The 21,282-nt window shown below is 65.6% G+C and carries 17 protein-coding genes and 1 tRNA gene; 12 read left to right on the top strand and 6 right to left on the bottom strand.

The window, feature by feature from the left end:
• Positions 1–10: 10 nt before the first annotated feature.
• The 3 genes from B8446_RS14285 to B8446_RS14275 all read right to left on the bottom strand — a co-directional run bounded on the left by B8446_RS14285 (position 11) and on the right by B8446_RS14275 (position 5,229).
• Positions 11–2,455 carry a membrane-bound PQQ-dependent dehydrogenase, glucose/quinate/shikimate family gene (locus B8446_RS14285; protein WP_048850717.1) on the bottom strand — a complete coding sequence of 815 codons (2,445 nt, stop codon included), beginning with the start codon at positions 2,453–2,455 and terminating at the stop codon, positions 11–13.
• 543 nt (positions 2,456–2,998) lie between these two features.
• Positions 2,999–3,847 carry a nucleoside triphosphate pyrophosphohydrolase gene (gene mazG, locus B8446_RS14280; RefSeq protein WP_048850716.1) on the bottom strand — a complete coding sequence of 283 codons (849 nt, stop codon included), beginning with the start codon at positions 3,845–3,847 and terminating at the stop codon, positions 2,999–3,001.
• 14 nt (positions 3,848–3,861) lie between these two features.
• Entirely contained in the window at positions 3,862–5,229 is a 1,368-nt protein-coding gene (locus B8446_RS14275; RefSeq protein ID WP_048850859.1) for an amino acid permease, read from the bottom strand.
• Positions 5,230–6,341: 1,112 nt separating this feature from the next.
• On the opposite strand from B8446_RS14275, the gene B8446_RS14265 reads away from it, so the two are divergent.
• From B8446_RS14265 to B8446_RS14225, 9 genes are all read left to right on the top strand, one after another.
• Entirely contained in the window at positions 6,342–7,436 is a 1,095-nt protein-coding gene (locus B8446_RS14265) for an AI-2E family transporter (RefSeq protein WP_048850712.1), read from the top strand.
• Between the two features lie 345 nt (positions 7,437–7,781).
• Complete coding sequence (gene argC, locus B8446_RS14260; RefSeq protein WP_048850857.1) at positions 7,782–8,699, top strand: N-acetyl-gamma-glutamyl-phosphate reductase; 918 nt, start codon at positions 7,782–7,784, stop codon at positions 8,697–8,699.
• A complete protein-coding gene (locus tag B8446_RS14255) occupies positions 8,696–9,889 on the top strand; it encodes an MFS transporter (protein WP_048850710.1) in 1,194 nt (397 codons plus the stop codon). Before argC ends, B8446_RS14255 begins: the two co-directional genes overlap by 4 nt.
• Positions 9,890–9,934: 45 nt before the next feature.
• A tRNA-Leu gene (locus tag B8446_RS14250) sits at positions 9,935–10,018 on the top strand.
• A gap of 84 nt (positions 10,019–10,102) precedes the next feature.
• A complete protein-coding gene (locus tag B8446_RS14245) occupies positions 10,103–11,302 on the top strand; it encodes a phosphoserine transaminase (RefSeq protein ID WP_048850708.1) in 1,200 nt (399 codons plus the stop codon).
• Positions 11,299–12,486: an ATP phosphoribosyltransferase regulatory subunit gene (locus B8446_RS14240; protein WP_048850706.1), complete on the top strand. Its 1,188-nt coding sequence runs from the start codon at positions 11,299–11,301 to the stop codon at positions 12,484–12,486. The genes B8446_RS14245 and B8446_RS14240 overlap by 4 nt, the downstream gene beginning before the upstream one ends.
• Before the next feature lie 36 nt (positions 12,487–12,522).
• The gene (locus B8446_RS14235) at positions 12,523–13,812 is read left to right on the top strand and encodes an adenylosuccinate synthase (RefSeq protein WP_048850704.1); all 1,290 of its coding nucleotides are present in this window, start codon (positions 12,523–12,525) and stop codon (positions 13,810–13,812) included.
• Positions 13,813–14,103: 291 nt separating this feature from the next.
• On the top strand, positions 14,104–16,089 hold the full coding sequence (locus B8446_RS14230) for a hypothetical protein (protein ID WP_048850702.1): 1,986 nt from the start codon (positions 14,104–14,106) through the stop codon (positions 16,087–16,089).
• Entirely contained in the window at positions 16,086–16,556 is a 471-nt protein-coding gene (locus B8446_RS14225) for a hypothetical protein (protein ID WP_048850700.1), read from the top strand. Before B8446_RS14230 ends, B8446_RS14225 begins: the two co-directional genes overlap by 4 nt.
• Before the next feature lie 41 nt (positions 16,557–16,597).
• Here B8446_RS14225 and rpoH read toward each other — a convergent pair whose 3' ends face one another.
• Both rpoH and B8446_RS14215 read right to left on the bottom strand, forming a co-directional pair.
• A complete protein-coding gene (rpoH, locus tag B8446_RS14220; RefSeq protein ID WP_048850698.1) occupies positions 16,598–17,488 on the bottom strand; it encodes an RNA polymerase sigma factor RpoH in 891 nt (296 codons plus the stop codon).
• A gap of 232 nt (positions 17,489–17,720) precedes the next feature.
• A complete protein-coding gene (locus B8446_RS14215) occupies positions 17,721–18,752 on the bottom strand; it encodes an RluA family pseudouridine synthase (RefSeq protein ID WP_084712373.1) in 1,032 nt (343 codons plus the stop codon).
• Positions 18,753–18,800: 48 nt separating this feature from the next.
• Here B8446_RS14215 and B8446_RS14210 point away from each other — a divergent pair, with 48 nt between their 5' ends.
• Both B8446_RS14210 and B8446_RS14205 read left to right on the top strand, forming a co-directional pair.
• Positions 18,801–19,172 (top strand): hypothetical protein, encoded by a 372-nt coding sequence (locus B8446_RS14210; RefSeq protein ID WP_048850697.1) that lies wholly within the window; start codon positions 18,801–18,803, stop codon positions 19,170–19,172.
• A gap of 40 nt (positions 19,173–19,212) precedes the next feature.
• Positions 19,213–19,704 carry a TspO/MBR family protein gene (locus B8446_RS14205; protein WP_048850695.1) on the top strand — a complete coding sequence of 164 codons (492 nt, stop codon included), beginning with the start codon at positions 19,213–19,215 and terminating at the stop codon, positions 19,702–19,704.
• Here B8446_RS14205 and B8446_RS14200 read toward each other — a convergent pair.
• A complete protein-coding gene (locus B8446_RS14200; protein ID WP_048850694.1) occupies positions 19,685–19,990 on the bottom strand; it encodes an ArsR/SmtB family transcription factor in 306 nt (101 codons plus the stop codon). The two genes, B8446_RS14205 and B8446_RS14200, sit on opposite strands and share 20 nt — an antisense overlap.
• Before the next feature lie 146 nt (positions 19,991–20,136).
• Between B8446_RS14200 and B8446_RS14195 the strand changes: the two genes are divergently transcribed.
• Complete coding sequence (locus B8446_RS14195; RefSeq protein ID WP_048850693.1) at positions 20,137–21,210, top strand: alkene reductase; 1,074 nt, start codon at positions 20,137–20,139, stop codon at positions 21,208–21,210.
• The last annotated feature ends 72 nt before the right edge of the window (positions 21,211–21,282 follow it).

Raw genomic sequence — 21,282 nt, 5'->3', positions numbered from 1 at the left:
ACCGACGCCCTTACTGACCCTGCTTCGGCAGGGCGAAGGCAACCACTTCATCGCCGTTGCGCGTCTTGAGACCGCCGTGGCCACCAACGGCGATCACGACGTACTGGCGCCCATCCTTGCCAGTGTAGGTCATCGGCGTTGCATTGCCGCCTGCATCAAGCTCGGTCTCGTAGAGCACAGACCCATTGCGCGCATCCAGAACACGAAACGCCTGATCGGCTGTTGCGCCCATGAACAGCAGGTTGGTGCTCGTGATCAGGCTGCCACCCATGCTGAAGATGCCCGTCGGCAGGCCGAGCGGCATCCGCAACGCGCCCGGGCCCACGTTCTTCGTGGTACCGAGTGCGCGCTGCCAGATCACCTTGCGGGTCTGCAGGTCGATTGCCTGGGTCAGACCCCACGGCGGCGCAAGGCAGGGCGCCCCGAAGATCCCGAGCCATGGCTTGACCACGATGCCGTACGGCAGGCCATGCTGCGGATTGTTCGTGAACACTGGCTCCGGATACGGGTGACCCCAGCCGGCCCATGGCTTGTAGAGCCCTTCACTCAGGCCCTGTTTCTGCGTGACCATGTTCATCAGGAACGGGATGTACGTCGTGTTCACGTAGAGGACACGGCGTGTCGGATCGATCGTCGCGCCATACCAGTCGGCCACACCGTCGAATGCAGGATTGCCGATCGTGCCATTCAGGCTCGGCGGTGTGTAGAGGCCCTGGAAGCGCTCGCGGTGATAGACGATCCGGCAGGCCAGCTGATCGAACGGGGTCGCGCCCCACATGTCGTCTTCCGTCGGATTCGGGCGACGCAGGTTCGGCATATCGACCGACAGCGGCTGCGTCGGCGAATAATGTTCGCCGGGGATGTCGCCTTTCGGCACCGGCACTTCATCGACACGATAGAACGGCTTGCCGGTCCGGCGGTCGAGAACGAACAGTTCGCCCTGCTTGTTGGTCTGGACGAGCGCCGGAACCATGTTGCCCTGTGCATCCGGCAGGTCGACCAGAGACGGCCCGATCGGCAGGTCGAAATCCCACAAATCATGATGGGTCGTCTGGAAATGCCAGCGCTCCAGGCCGGTTTCGATGTCCAGCGCCACGACCGAGCTGTCGTATTTCTCATCCGTGGGCCGACGCTGGCCGCCGAAATAGTCCGGTGTTGGCGTGCCGAGCGGGATGTAGACCATGTTGAGTTTGGGATCCGCCGTGTAGACGCCCCAGCCGTTCGGCGTGCCGCGCGTGAACGTCTCGCCCGGATCGAGCGGCTTGTTCGTCGGCATGCGGTCCATGTCCCATGCCCAAGCCAGCTGGCCCGTGGTCGCATCGAACCCACGGATCACGCCCGAAGGCTCACCCACGCTCTGGTTGTCGTAGACCCAGCCGCTGGTCATGATCCGGTTGTGGATCACCATCGGCGGCGAGGTGATGAAGTGGAAGCCCGGCGGCACGTCGCCCATGCCGTCACGCAGGTCCACCACGCCGTTATGACCGAAGCTCTGGCAGAGCTGGCCGGTGTCCGCATCCAGCTCGAACAGCGTCGGCGGCGAGCCGGAATCGGTCGAGACGATCCGATGCGCACAGGGCGCGCCTTCAGGCGCTTCGAAATAGGAGACACCGCGGCAGGCCTGATAGATGTTCGCGCCATATTCGCCGCGCGGAGAATAGCGCCAGACCTGCTTGCCGGTCGTCGCATCGAGCGCGATCACGTCACGATGCGGCGTGCAGAAATATAGCCGGTCGCCGACCTTGATCGGGGTCGCCTCGAAGCTGAATTCCCGGCCACGGGAGTTCTCGCCGGGACGCGGCAGGTCGCCGGTGTGAAATGTCCAGGCTCGCGTCAGATGGCCGACATTGGCGGCCGTGATCTGGCTCGGCGTCGCATAGCGATCACCTGCCGGCGTGCCGCCATAGTAGCGCCATTCATTGGAGCCGGGTGTTGCGTTGCCGTTGGCTTCGACGCCGGGAACCGCGCCGGTCGCCGCACGATCGGGGAATGGGCTCGGATGGATGAAACGCGACGAGGTGATCGTCCAGCCGCACACGAACATGAACACGAACAGCGCAGCGCACGCGCCCATCCCACCGAGACTCACGCCGTTGAAGCGGCTCCGGCCCGCGCTGTCGTGCATCTTGCCGGCGATCCACGGACTGAAAATCCATATTCCGAACACGGCTGGCGCTGCGAGCGGCGGGATCATGCGCCATCCATCGAAGCCAACACTTGCGATGACCCAGACCACCGATCCGATCAGATAGAGCGCATAGAGCCAGATTCCGGCACGCCGATCGGTCGCAAGCAACGCGCCTGCGGCGACGAGCGCGACACCTGCAATGGCATAGTAAGCCGAGCCGCCCAGCGTAAGCAGCCAGATGCCTGGCAACAGCAGGCCGAGGCCCAGGAGCACGGTCAGAACACCGGTCAATGTTATGAGTATCGGTCTGGATCGAGCGTGGACCATTCAACGCGCTCCTTGGGCGACGGGTAAGCCGACATGTCGACGATGTGCCTACAAAGGTTGCGAACTATTGCCGGGTTGCCTGCAAGCGGCGCGTTTTCGTGAATCATGTGGCGCGGGAGGTACAGTCGGCGTGATTCTGGCAGCAGGCCAGGAACCGCACGTCATCTGGCTCAACCGATCGGTGTCCCGGCCCGATCAGAAGAGCAGGATGTACGGAGCAGGCCATCCGGCGTCTCCATCAGAACGCCACTGCATCGTCGCGAAGGGGCGTTCGTTACTGCACAGTGACAGACCGATCAGGATAGCGTCAGGCAGGAAATACAGGCGTCACAGCCTGCAGAGCGTCTCGTCAGCCTGTCAGGCAGACCGTGCCGCATCCATTCCGGACGTCACCAAAGCCGCATGCCGGACTAGAACGCCTCGTGCGGAGCAGCCTGACGGAACGGAACCGATTGACGGTTCAACGCCACAGGAGGAGGCCCTTCGGCGGGATTCGGCGAAGTGCCTTGAACCGCATGCGGTCCCGACGTCCTGAACGTGCTTTTACGATCCATCCGTCTGATCGGCGGTGCCCGGCGCCTGACCTGCGAGATCCCGTTTTGCCGCGGCCCACAGTGCCTCCTGTGCTGCCAGATCATATTCGGACAATATCCGTCCTTCGCGGGCGGCGGCGCGTTCCATCCACTCGAAGCGCCGCGTGAACTTGGCATTCGACCGGCGCAGGCAGGCTTCGGGATCCAGATCGAGCTTGCGGGCCAGGCTCGCGACCGTGAACAGCACGTCGCCCAGCTCGTCTTCCATCTTGTCACGGTCCATGGCCACCAGCTCGACACGAAGCTCGGCGATCTCCTCCGACACCTTGTCCAGCACCTCGACCGGCTTCGCCCAGTCGAACCCCACGCGTGCGGCACGCGCGCAGAGCTTGCGGGCGCGAAGGAGTGCGGGCAGGTCGCGCGCGATCCCCGCGAGCGCGCCATGCTCGGCCCGGCTCGCGCGCTCGGCCGCCTTGCTGCGTTCCCACAGATCGTCGTCCATGGCGGCATCGCCGAATACGTGCGGATGACGGCGGATCATCTTGTCGGCGATCGTGCGTGCGACGGTTGCAAAATCGAACCGTCCGGCCTCGTCGGCCATCTGCGCCTGATAGACGACCTGAAGCAGCAGGTCGCCCAGCTCGTCTGGAAACGCGTCCCAGTCTTCGCGCGCAATCGCGTCCATCACCTCGTAGGCTTCCTCGATCGCAAAGGGTGCGATCGAGGCGAAATCCTGCACGCGGTCCCACGGGCAGCCGGTCTCGGGATCGCGCAGACGCTTCATGACCCACAGCAGTCGCGCAATCTCGCGCTCGGCGGCCGGTGCGGCGGGAACAGTCGGGTCGGTCGGCTCGGACATGGAAACGGGGGCCTTCAGCTCGGATCGGGAAGGGGGCGGGCGCGGCTAGCGCGCCTGACGACGTAGGCTGCGAGAAATACGACGACGCTCAGGCTGCTGGCCAGCACGGTCCCGCGTCCGTCAGGGGACGCCAGCATGGCGATGAGCACGAGTGCGATACCGCCCAGCGTTGCGCTGTTCAGCCAGCGCGGGAGCGTGAAACGCCCCGAGGCGCGCGCGGAACCGGCGCGCCGCAGGGCGCCATGCGCGCTGACGATCAACCCATAGACCACGAGAATCACGGCGCCTGACGCACCCAGCAGGAACGCGAAGATCAGCCCCGGCGACAGGATCGAACAGGCCGCAACGAGAAGCCCGAACAGGCTGCACGCGGCAACCGCCCGTTGCGGCACATGATGCCCGGACAGATGCGCGAAAGCCGCAGGGGCATCCCCTCGCCGGGCCATGCCCCACAGCGTCCGCGACGTGATGTAGATCGAGGAGTTCAGGCACGAGATGATGGCACTCAGGACGACGATCCGCATGATGAGGGACGCCCCCGGCACGCCGATGGCCTCCATCACGCTCACGAACGGGGAATGACCGGGACGGATCGTGGTCCAGGGCACGATGCACAGGATCAGCGCGACCGACAGCAGATAGAACACCATGATCCGCAGCCCGGTATTGCGGGTCACGCGGGCGAGGTTCGTGCCCGCATCTTCGGACTCGGCGGCGGCGACGGTCGCGGCCTCGGAACCGATCATCGAGAACAGCACGGTGGGGATCGTCCCGATCACGACGGCAAGTCCATGCGGCACCGGACCGCCGCCTGCGTCGAGATTGGCCAGAATGGCTGGCGGCGGCCCCACGAGATGGGTCACGCACAGGAGCCCCAGCCCGCAGAACCCGACGATGCAGGCGACCTTGGCAAGCGACAGCCAGAATTCGCATTCGCCGAACAGGTTGACCGAAATCAGGTTCAGCAGGTTCACGGCCAGGATCAGTCCGATCGCCAGTACCCAGACGGGCAGGGAAATCCAGTCATGCAGGGATATGGCGCCCGCGATCGCCTCCGATCCGATCGCGATCGCCCAGAAGAACCAGTAGAGCCAGCCCGCGAGAAACGCGGGTCCGCCGCCATGGGCCAGCCGGATGCAGTCGACGAACGAGCCGATGCCCGGATGCGCGAGGAGCATCTCGCCGAGCATGCGCATGACGACCACGACCAGCGCGCCGGTCGCGACATAGGCCAGCAGAACGGCCGGTCCGGCCTGTTCGATGGCAGCCGAGCTGCCGACGAACAGCCCCGCCCCGATGACGCCGCCAAGCGCGATCATCACGATATGTCGGCTGCGCAGCGTGCCGGTTCGGGGCGTGGCCGCGTCGGTCTGATCGGTCATGTCGTCCGGCATCCATCGGTGTTGGTCTCGCAACGATGTGACATGCGCGTGTCGATCGGTTCAAGCGCGGGGTCTGTCCCGGATGTCGGGATCGCGGGCACTCCCGGTCCAGACGCGTGTTTCCTGCGGACTTCACCCTCCAGCCGTGCGAGGAAGACGGTTGCCTGCCTGAAGGTGAGTGTGCCTTCCGCGAAAAAATCCGACGAGATGGTGGCATTATTGCCGGCCTATCGGGCCTGCATGAGACGGAGCCGCGCAAACGATCGGAACGGTCGGGGCGCGACATCTTCTCTTGCTGGCTTCAGAGGCAACAGCCAGGCAACAAGACAGCGAAGAACGCTCCGGATCAGCTTGTTCCGGTCCAGATGGCGGCATCGACGCGGTGGGAATGCCGGCAGGACCTGCGATATATGTGTCCCTCGCCCCGGCTCCAGCCTGCCTGCAGCGAGGCTTTACCCGTTTTCCTGCCGTTTCCACCTGCGCGATCGTATCGCAAATGTCGGCGACGATGGCGGCGGATGCCCGGCGCTGATCGCGCCTGCACCGTTGGCATCTCCCCAGGATCGAGCCGGGCGGAATACCCGGGAGATCCGATCGGAAAACCGACAGGCACTGTCACGGGCGCCATATCGCAGCCTGAATCGTCATCGTCCATCGCCGCACGCAGGAATTTGCCGCCCAGTCCGGGTCTGCGAACATGCCTGCATCCGTCGCCCCGGACCGCAAACCAGATCGCCTTCTTCGGAGATGCGCGCGGGACTGCATATGATCGGCGGGCGCCACATCGGCATCATTCGCCATCAGTGACATTTTTACGTCCTCGATACGACACGTCGATGCGCGGACGAGCAGCAGCCTGAAGCTGCGCCTTCCGGGAGGTGAGAAGCCGTCAGATCCTCTTCTTTGCATCGAATTCTTTCTACCTGCGTCGTCTCGAAGGCGACCGGGCCGCTTTCGGCCCCAACCGCCATGCACCGTCGAGCAGATGTTGGCTGCAAACGCCCGGATGGCCGTTCTCGTGTATGGAGGATCGGTACGGCGACGACGCGGCAGCGCCATGAACAAGAAAATCTCCGGGGAGCCTGTCTGGGGTTCCGGGAGCGAGGACAGGAATGAGCACTTCCCCTTATCGGACTACCCATGCGGTTATGGCGGCCCTCGTTGCCGCATCCATGGTGGTGTGTTCGCTCTGGGTCGTCCGTCCGTTTCTTCCTGCCACGATCTGGGCAATTACGATTGTCGTGACCACGTGGCCTCTTCTGCTGCGTATCCAGGCACTGCTGTGGAAAAGCCGCGCCCTGGCCGTCACGGTGACGACATTGATCGCGCTGCTAGTGTTCGTCATGCCGTTCTGGCTGGCGACAACCACGGTCATCGCGCATGGGGACGACCTGAAATATCTCATACGGGCTGCACTGGCTTTCCGCGTTCCGCCGGAGCCGCAATGGCTCCCTCATTTTCCCCTCATCGGGTCGAGAATTACGGAGGTCTGGCAACAGGTCGAAAATCTCAGCCTGTCGCAGCTCGCACCGCGTCTGACGCCGTATGCAGGGCGGCTCATCGGTTGGTCCATCGGCTATCTCGGCAGCTTCGGCATGCTTGCCCTCCAGTTTTTCCTGACATTGATCATGACGGCGATCATTCACACGAAGGGTGAAGCCGCCTCGCGTCTGGCCATGAAATTCGGCGACAGCCTCGCGGGTGACGAGGGCAGGCAGATGGTCAGTCTGGCGGGGCGCGCCATTCGTGCCGTGGCTGTCGGCGTGATGGTGACCGCACTGGTCGAAGCCATCGTGGGCGGTATCGGCATAAAGCTTTCCGGTGCGCCATGGCCGGCAGTGCTGACCGCGATGACATTCATCGTCTGCCTGGCTCAGGCCGGTCCGGGCATCATACTCATCCCGGCCATCGTCTGGGTGTATGTCTTTCGGGACATGGGCCATGCCGTGATGCTGCTGGTGTTCACAGTGGCCGCGATTCTCATCGACTGCCTGCTGCGGCCTTATCTGATCCGGCGACAGGCCGACGTGCCGATGCTGTTGATCATGGTCGGCGTCATCGGTGGGCTGTCGATGTTCGGCCTCATCGGCATTTTCGTGGGACCGGTCATTCTTGCCGTAACCTATACCCTCATAAAATCCTGGATGGGTGAGGACTCTGTCCCGGCCGGCGACACTCAAAAAGGAACCCCTGTTGTCTCGAAATAGTCTGTCCCCTCAGGGCGCGTTTCGAAAACCTCGCAGGTGGCATTTGAGGTTGTCCCAATCTCACGTTCGCTCTGGGTTGCCTGATTGATGATCCGGCGCCCCGAACGATTGAACGATTGCGGGCGAGGCGGCCTGATTCTTCGTATTCGGCCGCACCTCTTCCCGCATTTGGCGCATCCGGCTCACGCGCCGCTGCGACGTTTGTGAAAAATCATGCTCGCCCTGCCGGCGGCGCAATCGTCCCGGAGAACGCGCGATCTACCCATGACGGCCCCGATCTGGCATGGTGCCGCCCCGTCGGCGAGCGGCGCCTGTGCGGGACATGAACCTGAGCGGGAGGGAGTGATGCCACGCATCTTTATCGACGGCGAAGCGGGGACGACGGGGCTCGGCATTCGCGAGCGCCTGGCGCCATTGCGCGAGCGCGGTGCGATCGAGTTGCTGTCGATCGCCCATGAACACCGCAAGGATCCGGCTGCGCGGCGCGACATGATGGCGCAGGCCGATCTGGCGGTCCTGTGCCTGCCGGACGATGCGGCCCGGACAGCCACACGGATCGCCGACGAACTGGGCGAAAGCGGACCGCGTCTGCTGGATGCCAGCACAGCCCATCGTGTTGCCGAAGGCTGGACCTACGGCTTCCCCGAAATGACCGCAGGACAGGCGCAGGCAATCCGTCACAGCCGCCGCGTCTCCAATCCCGGCTGCTATCCGACGGGTGCCGTGGCCCTGCTGCGGCCGCTGGTCGAGGCCGGGCTGCTGTCGCCCGATGCCTGCATCTCGATCAATGCCGTCAGCGGCTATACCGGCGGCGGCCGCGCCGACATCGAGGCCCATGAACGCACCGGCGGCCCCGCTTTCGAGCTGTACGGCCTGGCGCTTGCCCACAAGCACGTGCCGGAGATCCAGCGCTATGCGGCTCTGGATCGCCGTCCCCTGTTCGTCCCCTCGGTCGGCCATTTCCCGCAAGGCATGATTGTCTCGATCCCGGTTCACCTCGCCCAGCTGTCATGGGGTGCGACGAGTGCCCGTCTGCACGAGGCTCTGTCGGATGCCTATGCGGGCAGCGACGTGATCTCGGTCTGCGAGGCGGAGGCGCGGCTGGATGCAGCGGCACTTGCCGGATCGGACCGGATGGAATTGCGTGTGCACAGAGAAGAATCGCTGGGTCATGCGCTGCTGACGGCGCGTCTCGACAATCTCGGCAAGGGTGCATCCGGCGCGGCGCTGCAGAATATCGGTCTGATGCTCGACCTCGCATGACGCCAGCCGCGCCGCTTTCCAATGCGGCGGCGACGAAGCTGCTGCTCGGCTTCGCAAGCGTCGTCTTTCTCGGCTATCTCGCCGTGGGCGTGCCGTTCGGTGTCCTGCCGGGTTTCGTGCATGCAACGCTCGGTTTCGGCCCTTTCGTCGTCGGGCTGACGATCGGGCTGCAGTCGCTCAGCACGTTGTCGATCCGCGGGCTTGCGGGTCACACCGCCGATCATCGGGGCGGCCGCTTCGCGACGCTCATCGGGGCATTGGGCTGCGCGGGATCGGCGCTCGCCTATCTCGCGGCGTCCCGGTGCATCGGCGCCCCTGGTCTCGCGCTGGCCTGCGTGCTTGCCGGACGGATCGCATCCGGCATCGGGGAAGGCTTCCTGATTACCGGCGCGCTCGGCTGGTGTCTGGCGCGTGTCGGCCCAAGCCACGCGGGCCGCGCCATGGTCTGGGTCGGGATCGCGATGTTTGGTGCGGTCGGGATCGGTGCGCCGATCGGAACCTGGCTTTCGGGCCAGGGCGGACTTTCCGCCGTTTCCGTCCTGTTGTTCGCAGCCCCCCTGCTGGGTGCGGTGCTCGCGGCCATGCTGCCCGGCGTGCCGGTGGCAGGCGGAACGCGGCTTTCGTTCTTCCGGGTGGTCGGGCTGGTGTGGCGTCTGGGCGGGTCGCTGTCGCTCTGCACCATGGGGTTCGGCACACTGTCGGCGTTCGTCGGGCTCTATTTCGCACAAGGCCACTGGCATGGCGCATCGTTCGCGCTCAGCGTATTTGCCGTCGGCTTCGTGCTCTCGCGCCTGTTCTTCGGCCATCTGCCGGACCGGATCGGCGGGCGTCGCGTGGCCCTTGTCACGATCCCGACCCAGGCGCTCGGCACGCTTCTGCTCGGTCTGGCCCCGGGCCCGCTGGTAGCCTTTGCGGGCGCGGCCCTGGTGGGCTTCGGGTACTCCATGACGTTCCCGGCACTCGGCGTCGAGGTCGTGCGTCGCGTGCCGCCACAGAACCGGGGTGCCGCGATGGGGGCCTATGTGGCGTTCGTCGATATCGGTCTGGGATTGACCGGGCCCGTGCAGGGCGTGGTCGCCGGCCTGTTCGGATATGCGGCACCATTTCTCGTGGCGACACTGGGCGCGGGTGTCGCATGGCTGAGCGTGCGGGCCATGGCGCGCAATCTGGCTTCCGCCTCCGATCTCTGATAAGGACACCCGCCGGGTCAGTCCCGGCGCCTTTTCACAGGCCGTGCGAGAGTGACGGAACGGTAGACGTAGTCGGCTCAAAATCGACCGCCGCAAGGCATAGGGGTTCGAGTCCCCTCTCTCGCACCATGTCGCGTCCGTTTCCTGGCGCGGCCTCCTGGCCCACCCGGCCGACCAATGCCCGGATTTCCATCGCCCGGACCGCAGGACGCCATGTCTGACCAGCTTGCCCTTTCGCCTGATGCGCACGCCCTTCCCGCCAAGCCGGAAGCCAGACCCGCGCGTCCGTTCTTCTCGTCGGGGCCGTGCGCCAAGCGGCCGGGCTGGAGCCTGTCCGCGCTTGAGGGCGCGCTGCTGGGTCGCTCGCACCGTTCGGCGGAGGGGCGCGAGAAAATCCGCGATGTGATCGATCGCTCCCATGCGCTGCTCGGCATTCCGGCCGACTGGCGCGTGGCCGTGGTGCCGGCATCCGATACCGGTGCCGTCGAGATGGTGCTGTGGGCGATCGCAGGCGCACGCGGGATCGACGTGCTGTCGTTCGAGAGCTTTTCCGCGACCTGGGCGCATGACCTGAGATCTGTCCTCGCGCTGGACGACGTGCGCGTGCTCGAAGCACCCTATGGCGCGTTGCCGGATCTCGAGGCGGTCGACTGGTCGCGCGACGTCGTGCTGACCTGGAACGGCACGACCGCAGGCGTATGCGTGCCCGCTGACATCGCGATCCCGGCCGATCGCGCAGGCCTTGTGATCTGCGATGCGACTTCTGCGGCGTTCGCCATGGATCTGCCCTGGGACCGGCTCGATGTCGTGACCTGGTCCTGGCAGAAGGCGCTGGGCGGAGAGGCGGCTCACGGCATGCTGGCGCTCAGCCCGAGTGCGGTCGCGCGTCTCGAGGCGGCCGCGCTGCGACCCCTGCCGAAGGTGTTCCGCCTGACGTCCAAGGGCAAGCTGAACGAGGCGATCTTCCGCGGAGATACCATCAACACGCCGTCGATGCTCTGCGTCGAGGATGCGCTCGACAGTCTCGCCTGGGCTGAACGGGTCGGTGGATTGCCTGGTCTGATCGACCGTGTCCGGGCCAATTTCGCGGTCCTGAGCAACTGGGTCGAGCGCGCGGACTGGATCGATTTCCTTGCAGCCGATCCGCGTACGCGCTCCACGACATCGGTGTGCCTGAAGATCGTGGCGCCATGGTTTGCGGCACTCGATCAGGCGACGCAGACGAAGGCCGCCAAGCGGATCGCAACGCTGGTCGCCGACGAGGGCGCGGGCTTCGATCTGGGCGCGCATCGCGATGCCCCTGCGGGGCTGCGCGTCTGGGCCGGCGCCACGGTCGAGACGGCGGACATCGAAGCGCTGCTGCCGTGGCTGGACTGGGCCCATGAGGTGGCGCGGGCGGAGTTCGCGGCATGAGCCCGCCTGTCGATATCTCGGCCCTCCTGTCCGGCCTGAATGACGAAGCCAGCAGCCCGGCCCTGCTGCCGTCCGGCTTCGTGGATCTCCTGCCGGGCGAGGCCGAGGCCGAGGCACAGGGGATCGAGGCGCTGATGGGCGTCTTCGGGGCGCACGGATACGAACGTGTCCGTCCGCCTCTGCTCGAGTTCGAAACGAGTCTCCTGAGTGGGGCCGGCAATGCCCTGGCCGAGCAGACCTTCCGTCTGATGGACCCGCATTCGCGGCGCATGCTGGGCCTGCGCCCGGATATGACGACGCAGATCGCACGGATCGCCTCCACCCGTCTGTCCCGCGCGCCGCGTCCCCTGCGTCTTTCCTACGCCGGTGCGTGCGTCGTGATCGGAACGCCGGGCCGTGAGACGGAACGCCAGATCAGCCAGGCCGGGATCGAGCTCATCGGGCCGGATTCCGCGCAGGCCGATGCGGAAGTCGTCCTGGTCGCAGCCGAAGCAATGGCACAACTTGGCATTGCACGTCCGAGCTTCGACCTGACCGTCCCGCAATTGGCACGAACGCTGCTGGCCGAATCCGGCCTTGGAGCGGAAGCCTGCGGCCGTCTGGCGCATGCGCTCGACCGCAAGGATGCGGCGGCCCTGGCGAAGGGCGGTGGCGCGCTGTCCGATCTGCTGATCGCGCTTCTGCAGGCAGCCGGGCCCGCCGATACGGCGCTTTCGGCTCTCGCCGCACTCGATCTTCCGGTGTCCCTGCGCCCGATCGTGGAACGCCTGCGCACCGTCGTGTCCGTCATCCGCGCCCATCATCCGGATCTGGCGCTGACCATCGATCCGGTCGAGTTCCGGGGCTGGCACTATCACGTCGGCGTCTGCGTGACCGTGTTCGCGCCCGGCCAGCGCGAGGAGCTGGGGCGAGGCGGCCGTTATCTCGTGGGCGACGGCGAGCCCGCCTGCGGCCTGACTTTGCGCCCCGAGGCGCTGCTGCGCGCGGCCCGGCTTCCGGCGCGGCGCCCGCGTGTCTATCTCGCGCCCGACGCCGACCGCACCGTCGCGGCCCGCCTGCGCGAAGAGGGTTGCGCGACGGTTGCGGCCCTCGACGCGGTGTCGGGCGAAGCCGCTCTTGCGGAGCAGGCCCGTGCGCTGGACTGCGCCCGCGTTCTGCTTGGCGATCGTATCATTCCGGTCTGAGACCGCTGTCATTTCGAAGTTTGGGGAATCCTTCTGATGTCCAACGTCACCGTGATCGGCGCCCAGTGGGGCGACGAGGGCAAGGGCAAGATCGTCGACTGGCTGGCGAGCCGCGCGGATATCGTCGTGCGCTTTCAGGGCGGCCACAACGCGGGTCACACGCTCGTCGTCGGGGATCAGGTCTACAAGCTCTCGCTGCTGCCGTCGGGCCTCGTGCGCGGCAAGATCGGCGTGATCGGCAATGGCGTCGTGGTCGATCCGGAGGCCCTGCTGGCCGAGATCGGGCGCGTGAGTGCACAGGGTCTCAATGTCACGCCCGAGACGTTGTGGATCGCCGAGAATGCGCCGCTGATCCTGCCCCTGCACGTGGCGACCGACCGCGCGCGTGAGGCGGCACGCGGCGATCGCAAGATCGGCACCACCGGTCGTGGTATCGGCCCGGCCTATGAAGACAAGGTTGCCCGCCGCGCGATCCGCCTGTGCGATCTGGCCGAGCCCGAGACGCTGGACTGGAAGCTCGACGAGCTGCTGCTGCATCACAACACGCTGCTGGCAGGCCTTGGTGCCGCGACCTTCGAAAAGGCCGATATCCGCGCTCATCTGGATGCGCTGGCGCCCAAGGTGCTGCCGTTCATGTGCGCCGTATGGGACCGCCTCGACGCCGCCAAGCGCGACGGCCGCCGCATCCTGTTCGAGGGCGCCCAGGCCGTGATGCTGGATGTCGATCATGGCACCTATCCCTTCGTGACCAGCTCGAACACCATCGCCGGCACGGCTGCGACCGGCAGTGGCGTGGGGCCCGGCGCGGTCGGTTTCGTGCTCGGTATCGCCAAGGCCTACTGCACGCGCGTGGGCGAGGGGCCGTTCCCGACCGAACTGAACGACGAGACGGGCCGCCTCATCGGCGAACGCGGGCACGAGTTCGGAACCGTCACCGGTCGTGCGCGCCGCTGCGGCTGGTTCGATGCCACGATGGTGCGTCAGGCGACGGTGGTCGGCGGCGTGAACGGCCTGGCGCTGACCAAGCTGGACGTGCTCGACGGCCTGGATGAAATCCGCATCTGCACCGGCTACGAACTGGACGGGCAGACGGTCAACGTCTTCCCGGCGGCTCCCGGCGCGCAGGCGCGCGTGACGCCCATCTACGAGACGATCCCCGGCTGGCGCGAGACGACCCGTGGCGCGCGGTCCTGGGCGGATCTGCCGGCGCAGGCGATCAAGTATGTCCGCCGGATCGAGGAACTCGTGGGTGTTCCGGTGACGCTGCTGTCCACGAGCCCGGAGCGTGACGACACGATCCTGATGCGCGATCCCTTCCAGGACTGACAGTCATCCAGACTGAAAGCCGTCTCCGCTCGAATTGCGGGCGGCAGGGCGCGCTCGGCGATCGGGCCTTCGGGAATACGCGACCTGAAGGCCCGATCGTGGAGACGGCCCGGGCGATTTAAGCGGCGGGATGGACGCTCCGGCGTCTTCCCCGCGACGAATTCGCTGAATGCAGCTCGATATTAGGAGAGCGTTAACCGGCGGCTGCCATCCTGCATCGCGGACGGGCGACCGGCTACGACCCGGTATCAGCCCGTCCGCCTTGAGATCTGCAGGAAGGCGCACGGTGGAATGTCGGGTTCGACGGCCGACAACACGAGACTGACGATCGGGGGCCATTACCTGATCGATCTGCGCACATCCCAGCCGATGCTGTCGGGCTGTCCGGCCTATCGCGCCGCCGATACGCTGGCCCCGGGCGCTGCCCTTCTGGGTCTCGCGCCGGTCATGCCCCCGCCGGACTTTCAGGATTTCGCGGCGCTGCGTCATCCGGCCCTGATGCCGATCATCGTTCAGGACATTCAGGGTGGTGCGCTATGGGCCATCTGCAATGGACCGCCGGGGCCGGCGGCCCTTGCCGAAGGATTTTCGCCATGGCGCGAGAATCACGTCATCGAAGGGGTCGTCAGGCCCTTCGCGGGCCTGCTGCAGCTTCTCGAGCGAACCGGGCTCACCGCGCGCGCCATCCGGCCGGACAACGTGTTCTGCGTTCCCGGCTCTCATCAGCTCATTCTCGGTCCCCTGGGCCTGACGCCGCCGGCGCTGCATCAGCCGGTCCTGTTCGAGCCGTTGTCCTCGGCTGTCTGTCAGCCGATCGGACGCGGTGCGGGGACCATTGCCTGCGACATGTTCTCGCTTGGCGTGCTGATCCTGTCTCTCGTGCTGGGACGACAGCCTCTTGCGGGGCTGTCGGACGACGAGATCCTGCAAAGGCGTTTCGAGACGGGCAGTTTTCTCGCCTATACCGACGGGCACCCGTTGCCGAGCGCGCTGTCGACGCTGATTGCAGCCCTCCTGTCCGACGATCCGGACCTGCGGCCTTCGCCCAACGATCTGGTCAATGTCTCGCAGCGCACGGTCTTCTCGACACCGCCGGATATCCACGCGCGCCTGCCGCTTTCCGTGGGACCGGCGAAGGTGCGGACGGTCCGTGCCCTTGCCTGGCATGCAGCACGGGAGCCTACGGCATTTTCGGCCCTGATGCAGCGCAGGGTGATTGCACGCTGGCTCCAGCGGGAGCTGGAAATGGGCGGTCTCGTGCATGCGATCGAGCACGTGGTGTCGGACATGACGCTGTCGAGTGCTGCGGGCCTGACCAAGTCGAGCGACAGTGCGACCCCCATGCTCTCGCGTATCATCAACGTGCTCGACCCGGCGGCCCCGCTCTTCCTCGGCGGTCGCTGGTTCTGGCCCGAAGCCCTGCCCACGATGCTGGCCTATGCGCAGCTTTCCCATGCACTGGCGGGCCGGACGGATCCGAATACGGAGGAGCATCAGCTCACGTCGATCCTGTCCTATCTCGTGACGAACGGGGACTCGTTCCAGCGCGGAACGCCGCCTGCCATCGCGCGGCAGATCATGGCGCTCGTCCATCTGGCACGACGTTCGGTTGCGCGCGGGCGTGACCGGGTCTTGCGTCTGCCGTTCGACGAAAATCCGTTTCTGCCGTGTCTCTCGCCCCGATGTGCGAAGGCGCGGATCGCGCAGCCGCAGGCGCTGCTCGTCTGGCTGGATGGGTCCAAGTTGCCGACATCCGAGCAGGTCGGGCAATCCGGCCTGCTCGATGCCGCGATGCGCATCTTCTTCGACAGCAATATCCAGCGGCGCGCCATTCCCGTCCTGTCTCACGCCCAGCGCGCGGCATTGCCGACATGGCTTGCGGATCTCAGTCTCCTGGCCGGCATGCAGACCCGTTTCGGCACGGGGCCACTGCCCGCCATTGCGGCACGTCTGCTGCCCGATGCGTTGTCCCGGCTGACCGTCTGGCGCAGCCTGTCCACGCAGAAGACGCGCCGCGGGCAGGTGCAGCAGGCCGCAGCCCGTGGCGATTTGGAGCGCATGATCGGACTGATCGAAGACCCGGATGCGCTGGCGCGCGATGCGGCCGGGGCGACAGGTGCGATCGACGCGATCGCGCGAATCAACGATGCCCTGGAATCTCTGGAGACGCAGGCGCCAAGTGCCGAGGCGCGATTTCGGGAAACCGGCAATTTCCTGGCGCTGACGAGCGGCATCGTCGCAGCACTCGTCGGCTGCTGGCTTGAATTCATCCGATGACCGGCGCGACCGTAACCTCTAAGGCCCTGGCAACCGTCAAATGGTGGCAGGTGATCGGTCTTGCCATCGTGCTGGTGGTATTTCCGGCATACAGCCTCGTGTCGCTGGCCTATCTCGCGCCTGTGCTGGTGATTTATGCGCTGCGACCCGATGTAGGCGAGTCGGCGGCCATGCCGGCGCTGTTCTTCGTGCTGGCGGTCGCGTTGCACCCTCTTCATGCCTTGTGGCTTGAGGGCGGAGACTGGGCGACGGGGCGCGCCATGCTGACTGACGTCAGATCGCTCTGCGCGGTCTATCTCGCGGGTGCTTCGGCTTGGGTGATCGTGGATCTGGCAACCATGGCGCTTCGCCTCGTGCACCTGCGTGCACGCAAGGCTCAGGCCGCGCGACTGATGGAAGAGGCCCGCATGTTACGGGCGGAGTGGCAGATACCCGAGCCGGAGGCCGCTCCGGCCGAACCGACATAAACTCATCCATAAATGCCGCAGGCGACCTGCGGCATCCCGTATCAGGATGCCGCCGAGGCCGCGCGGCGCTGAGCGACCGAAGCCGCCATCGCCTTCTGCAGCTTCTCGAAGGCCCGCGCCTCGATCTGACGCACGCGCTCGCGCGATACACCGTAATGGTGCGACAAATCCTCGAGCGTCGACGGTTCGTCCTTCAGACGACGCTCCGTCAGGATGTTGCGCTCGCGCGGGTTCAGCGTCTCGAGCGCTTCGGTCAGCAGCGCTTTGCGGCCCGAGAATTCCTCGGATTCGGCAAAAGCCTCTTCCTGATTCTCGTGCTCGTCGACCAGCCAGTCCTGCCATTCGCCCTCGCCATCCACGCGCAGAGGCGCGTTCAGGCTATGATCGGGCGCCGCAAGCCGGCGATTCATGGACACGACGTCGCTCTCATTGACGCCAAGCGTGGTCGCAATCTTATCGACCTGCTCGGGCTTGAGATCGCCATCGTCGATCGCCTGCATCTGGCCCTTCAGGCGGCGCAGATTGAAGAAGAGCTTCTTCTGTGCGGCGGTCGTGCCCATCTTCACCAGCGACCAGCTGTGCAGGATGTATTCCTGCATCGCAGCACGGATCCACCACATCGCATAGGTCGCAAGACGGAAACCGCGATCGGGATCGAACCGGCGCACGGCCTGCATCATGCCGATATTGCCTTCGCTGATCAGTTCGCTGACCGGCAGGCCATATCCGCGATAGCCCATGGCGATCTTGGCCACGAGACGGAGATGGGAGGTGACGAGCTTGTGCGCGGCAGCGGTGTCCTCGCGGTCGCGCCACGCGCGGGACAGATCGAGTTCCTCCTGCGGCGACAGCAGCGGGAACTTGCGGATCTCTTGCAGATAGCGGGTCAGGTTGCTCTCGGGACCCACCGAAATAGCGGCAGAAGAGGCCATGGATCAGACTCCTTTCGGCCAGAACGCCTTGCGTTGCGGTCGCTTGGACCCAACATACGATGCAATCCCGCCAAGGGTTCCGCATCAGGCCGTTCCGGATGACGCAATAGGAAGGACTTTACGTCCCCGCCGCGCGTCCCTATCTGTCAGGCAACACAAGGCGGTACGTCCATTCCGGCGGCGCGTCAGCTCGTCGGATAGGCCTTCAATACACCATAAAGCCGCATCCGTGTCAACAATCCGTACCAATGCCGTCTGAAATGGCGGATTCAAGGGTTCGGAAATCGGCGGGCGGCGCTGTCTCGAACAGAAGCGGCTTGCCCGTGCGCGGATGGACGAAACCCAGTCGCGCGGCATGCAGGGCCTGTCGGGGAAAGTCGAGGGCTGCGGCCCGTGCGGGCTCTGGCAATGCGCGAGCCGCTGCGGGAATGCGTCTCAGATAGACAGGATCGCCCAGGAGAGGATGGCCTGCCTGCGAGAGATGCACGCGGATCTGATGGGTGCGTCCTGTCGCAAGTCTGCACTCGATCAGCGATGTCGCGGCATGCGAGATCCGCAGGACACGGTAGCGCGTAAGAGCGGTCTTGCCGCCGCTTTTGACGACCGTCATCCGCTTGCGATCGCGTGGGTCCCGGCCGATCGGACCGTCGAACTCGCCGGAGGTCGGTGTGATCGCGCCCCAGGCGAGCGCCAGATAGGCACGATCGATATCCCGCGCGGCGAAGGCATCCGACAGTGCCTGATGGGCGAGCGGCGTCTTGGCCACCACCATCAGGCCGCTCGTGTCCTTGTCGAGCCGGTGCACGATGCCCGGACGGCGCTCGCCACCAATCCCTTCCAGACTGTCGCCGCAATGCGCGATCAGCGCGTTCACCAGCGTGCCGGTCTCGTTGCCGGGTGCCGGATGCGCGACGAGCCCGGCCGGCTTGTCCAGCACGATCAGGTCCCGGTCCTCGTAGAGAATGGGGAGTGGAATCTCCTCGCCTGCGGGACGGGCCGGTGCGGACGGCGGCTCGATCAGGTCCACGATGCTGCCGGCACGCAGGGTCTGCGCCGGTTCGCGCAGCGGCGTGCCGTCCAGTAGGACGCAGCCGGCTTCCATCAGCGCCTTGACACGCGAGCGCGACATCGTGCCGATGACGTCCGCCAGAAATCGGTCGGCCCGGGACGCTCCGCCTTCGGGAACCGCATGGCGGTGATGCACGCCGGGCCCCTGCGAGTGGTCGGGCGCGTCTCGACCGGGTTCGGGCGCATCGTCAGTCATCATTCGTCCGCATCTAGCGCGGGCGAGGCGTAAAGGGAACGTGCCCCCATGTCCGAAACCGCTCCCTCCGCCTTCGCCACGGTTCCGCGCGCGTTGATCGCCGCCGTCATCGGCATGGGGGTCGCGATCGTGCTTGGCGTCGCCGCGCTGGCCGGCATCCTGATCCATCGCATGTCGTCACCTCCGGCAGCCATCTCGGCGGCCACGACCACCGCCGTGTCCGGACCGGCTGCTTCGTCCGGCATGCCGCTCGAGACGACACTGCCAGTGCCTTCGGGCGCACGGATCGCATCCGTCACGGCACGGCAGGACGGGACACTGGCAATCCTGATCGAAGCCGTCGGGCGTGAGCAGCTCGTGATCTGGAACCCGGATGCCAGGCGGATCGTGGCGACGCTTATGCTGCAACCCGCGCCCTGAGCATCCGTTCCTTATTCCAAGGACAACTGGGGGCTTTGGAATGAGACAGACTCTGGCCGCGTTTACGGCCGTCTCCGCCGTGCTGGGCGCGCAATATCTGGGAGCGCGCGGAGCACCGCACCCGGATCGGCCGAAAACCCTGCGCTGGTATCGCTCCCTGGAGAAGCCATCCTTTTCTCCCCCGCCGCCGGTTTATGGAATCGTATGGACGGCGATCGACTCATTGGTCGGCTATGCCGGATATCGGCTCCTGCAGGCGCCGTGTTCCCAGGCACGGGAGCGCGCCCTGATCGCCTGGTCCCTGAGTGTCGCCGGGATCGGCGGATACCCGTGGGTGATGTTTCGCGAAAAAAGTGTGGTCGGGGCACTGGGTGTGGCGGTCGGCCTGATCGTCACCACGACGGGCGCGATGTGGAGCGCGGCTAAGGTCGATCGTCGCGCGGCCCTTGCGATGCTGCCGATGTTGGCGTGGCTCCTGTTCGCGACCCTGCTTCAGGAAGAGATCGTGCGTCTCAATCCGCGCGAGCGATAAGAATCGCGTCCATCAGGCCCGGAAACCGGGTGTCGAGCACGTCACGGCGCACTGTGTTGTAGTGCGTGACGCCCTCGATCCGGGTGTGGATGACGCCGGCATCGCGCAGGACCTGAAAGTGATGCGACATGCTGGATTTCGGACGTTCTCCGATCAGGGCCGCGCAGGTCTGCGCGCCTTCACGGTCGAGCCGCCGCACGATCGCAAGACGCAACGGATCGGAGAGCGCGCGCAGCACTTCCGTCATGGCCAGGGTCTCGGGAGCAGGATGGTCATATTGGCGCACGCGCGCTCGTCCTCGATGATGGCGGGAGCAATCGAGGGCACCGAAGGCCCTTGATATCGGCAGACAGAATATCCAAACATATTGTTCGAAACCAATCGAACAATATCGGCGCCCTTCAGACGGGGCCGACCAGTCAGGAGCATCTTATGACGACCCTGTTCGACCCGATCAAGCTTGGCGCAATCGCCGCTCCCAACCGGATCATCATGGCACCGCTGACGCGCGGTCGTTCGAGTCGTGGCCATGTTCCCAGCGCCCTGATGGCGGAATATTACGCGCAGCGGGCCAGTGCCGGTCTCATCATCACCGAAGCGACCGGCATTTCGCAGGAAGGCCTTGGCTGGCCCTATGCACCGGGCATCTGGTCGGATGAGCAGGTGGAGGCCTGGAAGCCCATCGTGCGCGCGGTTCATGACAAGGGCGGCCGGATCGTCATGCAGCTCTGGCACATGGGCCGGATGGTGCATTCGAATGTGACCGGCCTGCAGCCTGTCTCGGCGTCGCCGACGACCGCGCCGGGCGAAGCGCACACCTATGATGGCAAGAAGCCCTACGAGCAGGCGCGTGCGCTCGACATTTCGGAAATCCCGCGGCTTCTGGCGGATTACGAGAACGCGACCCGCAACGCGCTGGCGGCGGGCTTCGACGGTGTCCAGATCCATGCAGCCAACGGCTACCTGATCGACGAATTCCTGCGCGACAGCACCAACAAGCGGACCGATGCCTACGGCGGCGAACCGGAAAACCGCATCCGTCTGCTGCGCGAAGTGACGGAGCGGGTGATCTCGGTCGCCGGTGCCGATCGCACGGCTGTTCGTCTCAGCCCGAACGGCGAGACGCAGGGCACGATCGACAGCAATCCGATCTCGGTCTTCGTGCCGGCAGCGAAGATGCTGTACGATCTCGGCCTCGCCTGGCTCGAACTTCGCGAGCCCGGCCCGAACGGCACGTTCGGCCGGACCGACCAGCCAAAGCTGTCGCCGCAGATCCGGCAGGTCTTCAAGGCGCCGCTGGTCCTGAACTCGGACTACACGCTCGAGGAAGCCGAGACGGCGGTGCTGGAAGATCGGGCCGATGCGATCAGCTTCGGACGCAAGTTTCTGGCCAATCCGGACCTGCCGCACCGCTTCAAGTCCGGTCTGCCGCTTAACAGGGACGAGATGAAGACGTGGTATTCCCAGGGGCCGCAGGGCTACGTCGATTATCCTGCCGCCTCCTGATTTCACTCTTCCGCTTCGATGCTTTAAGGACCGACACGCCGGCGGAAACGCCGGCGTGTCGTGTTTATGACG

The organism is Tanticharoenia sakaeratensis NBRC 103193 (assembly GCF_000963885.1).
Lineage (GTDB): Bacteria > Pseudomonadota > Alphaproteobacteria > Acetobacterales > Acetobacteraceae > Tanticharoenia > Tanticharoenia sakaeratensis.
This window is presented reverse-complemented; position numbering and strand designations above follow the sequence as displayed.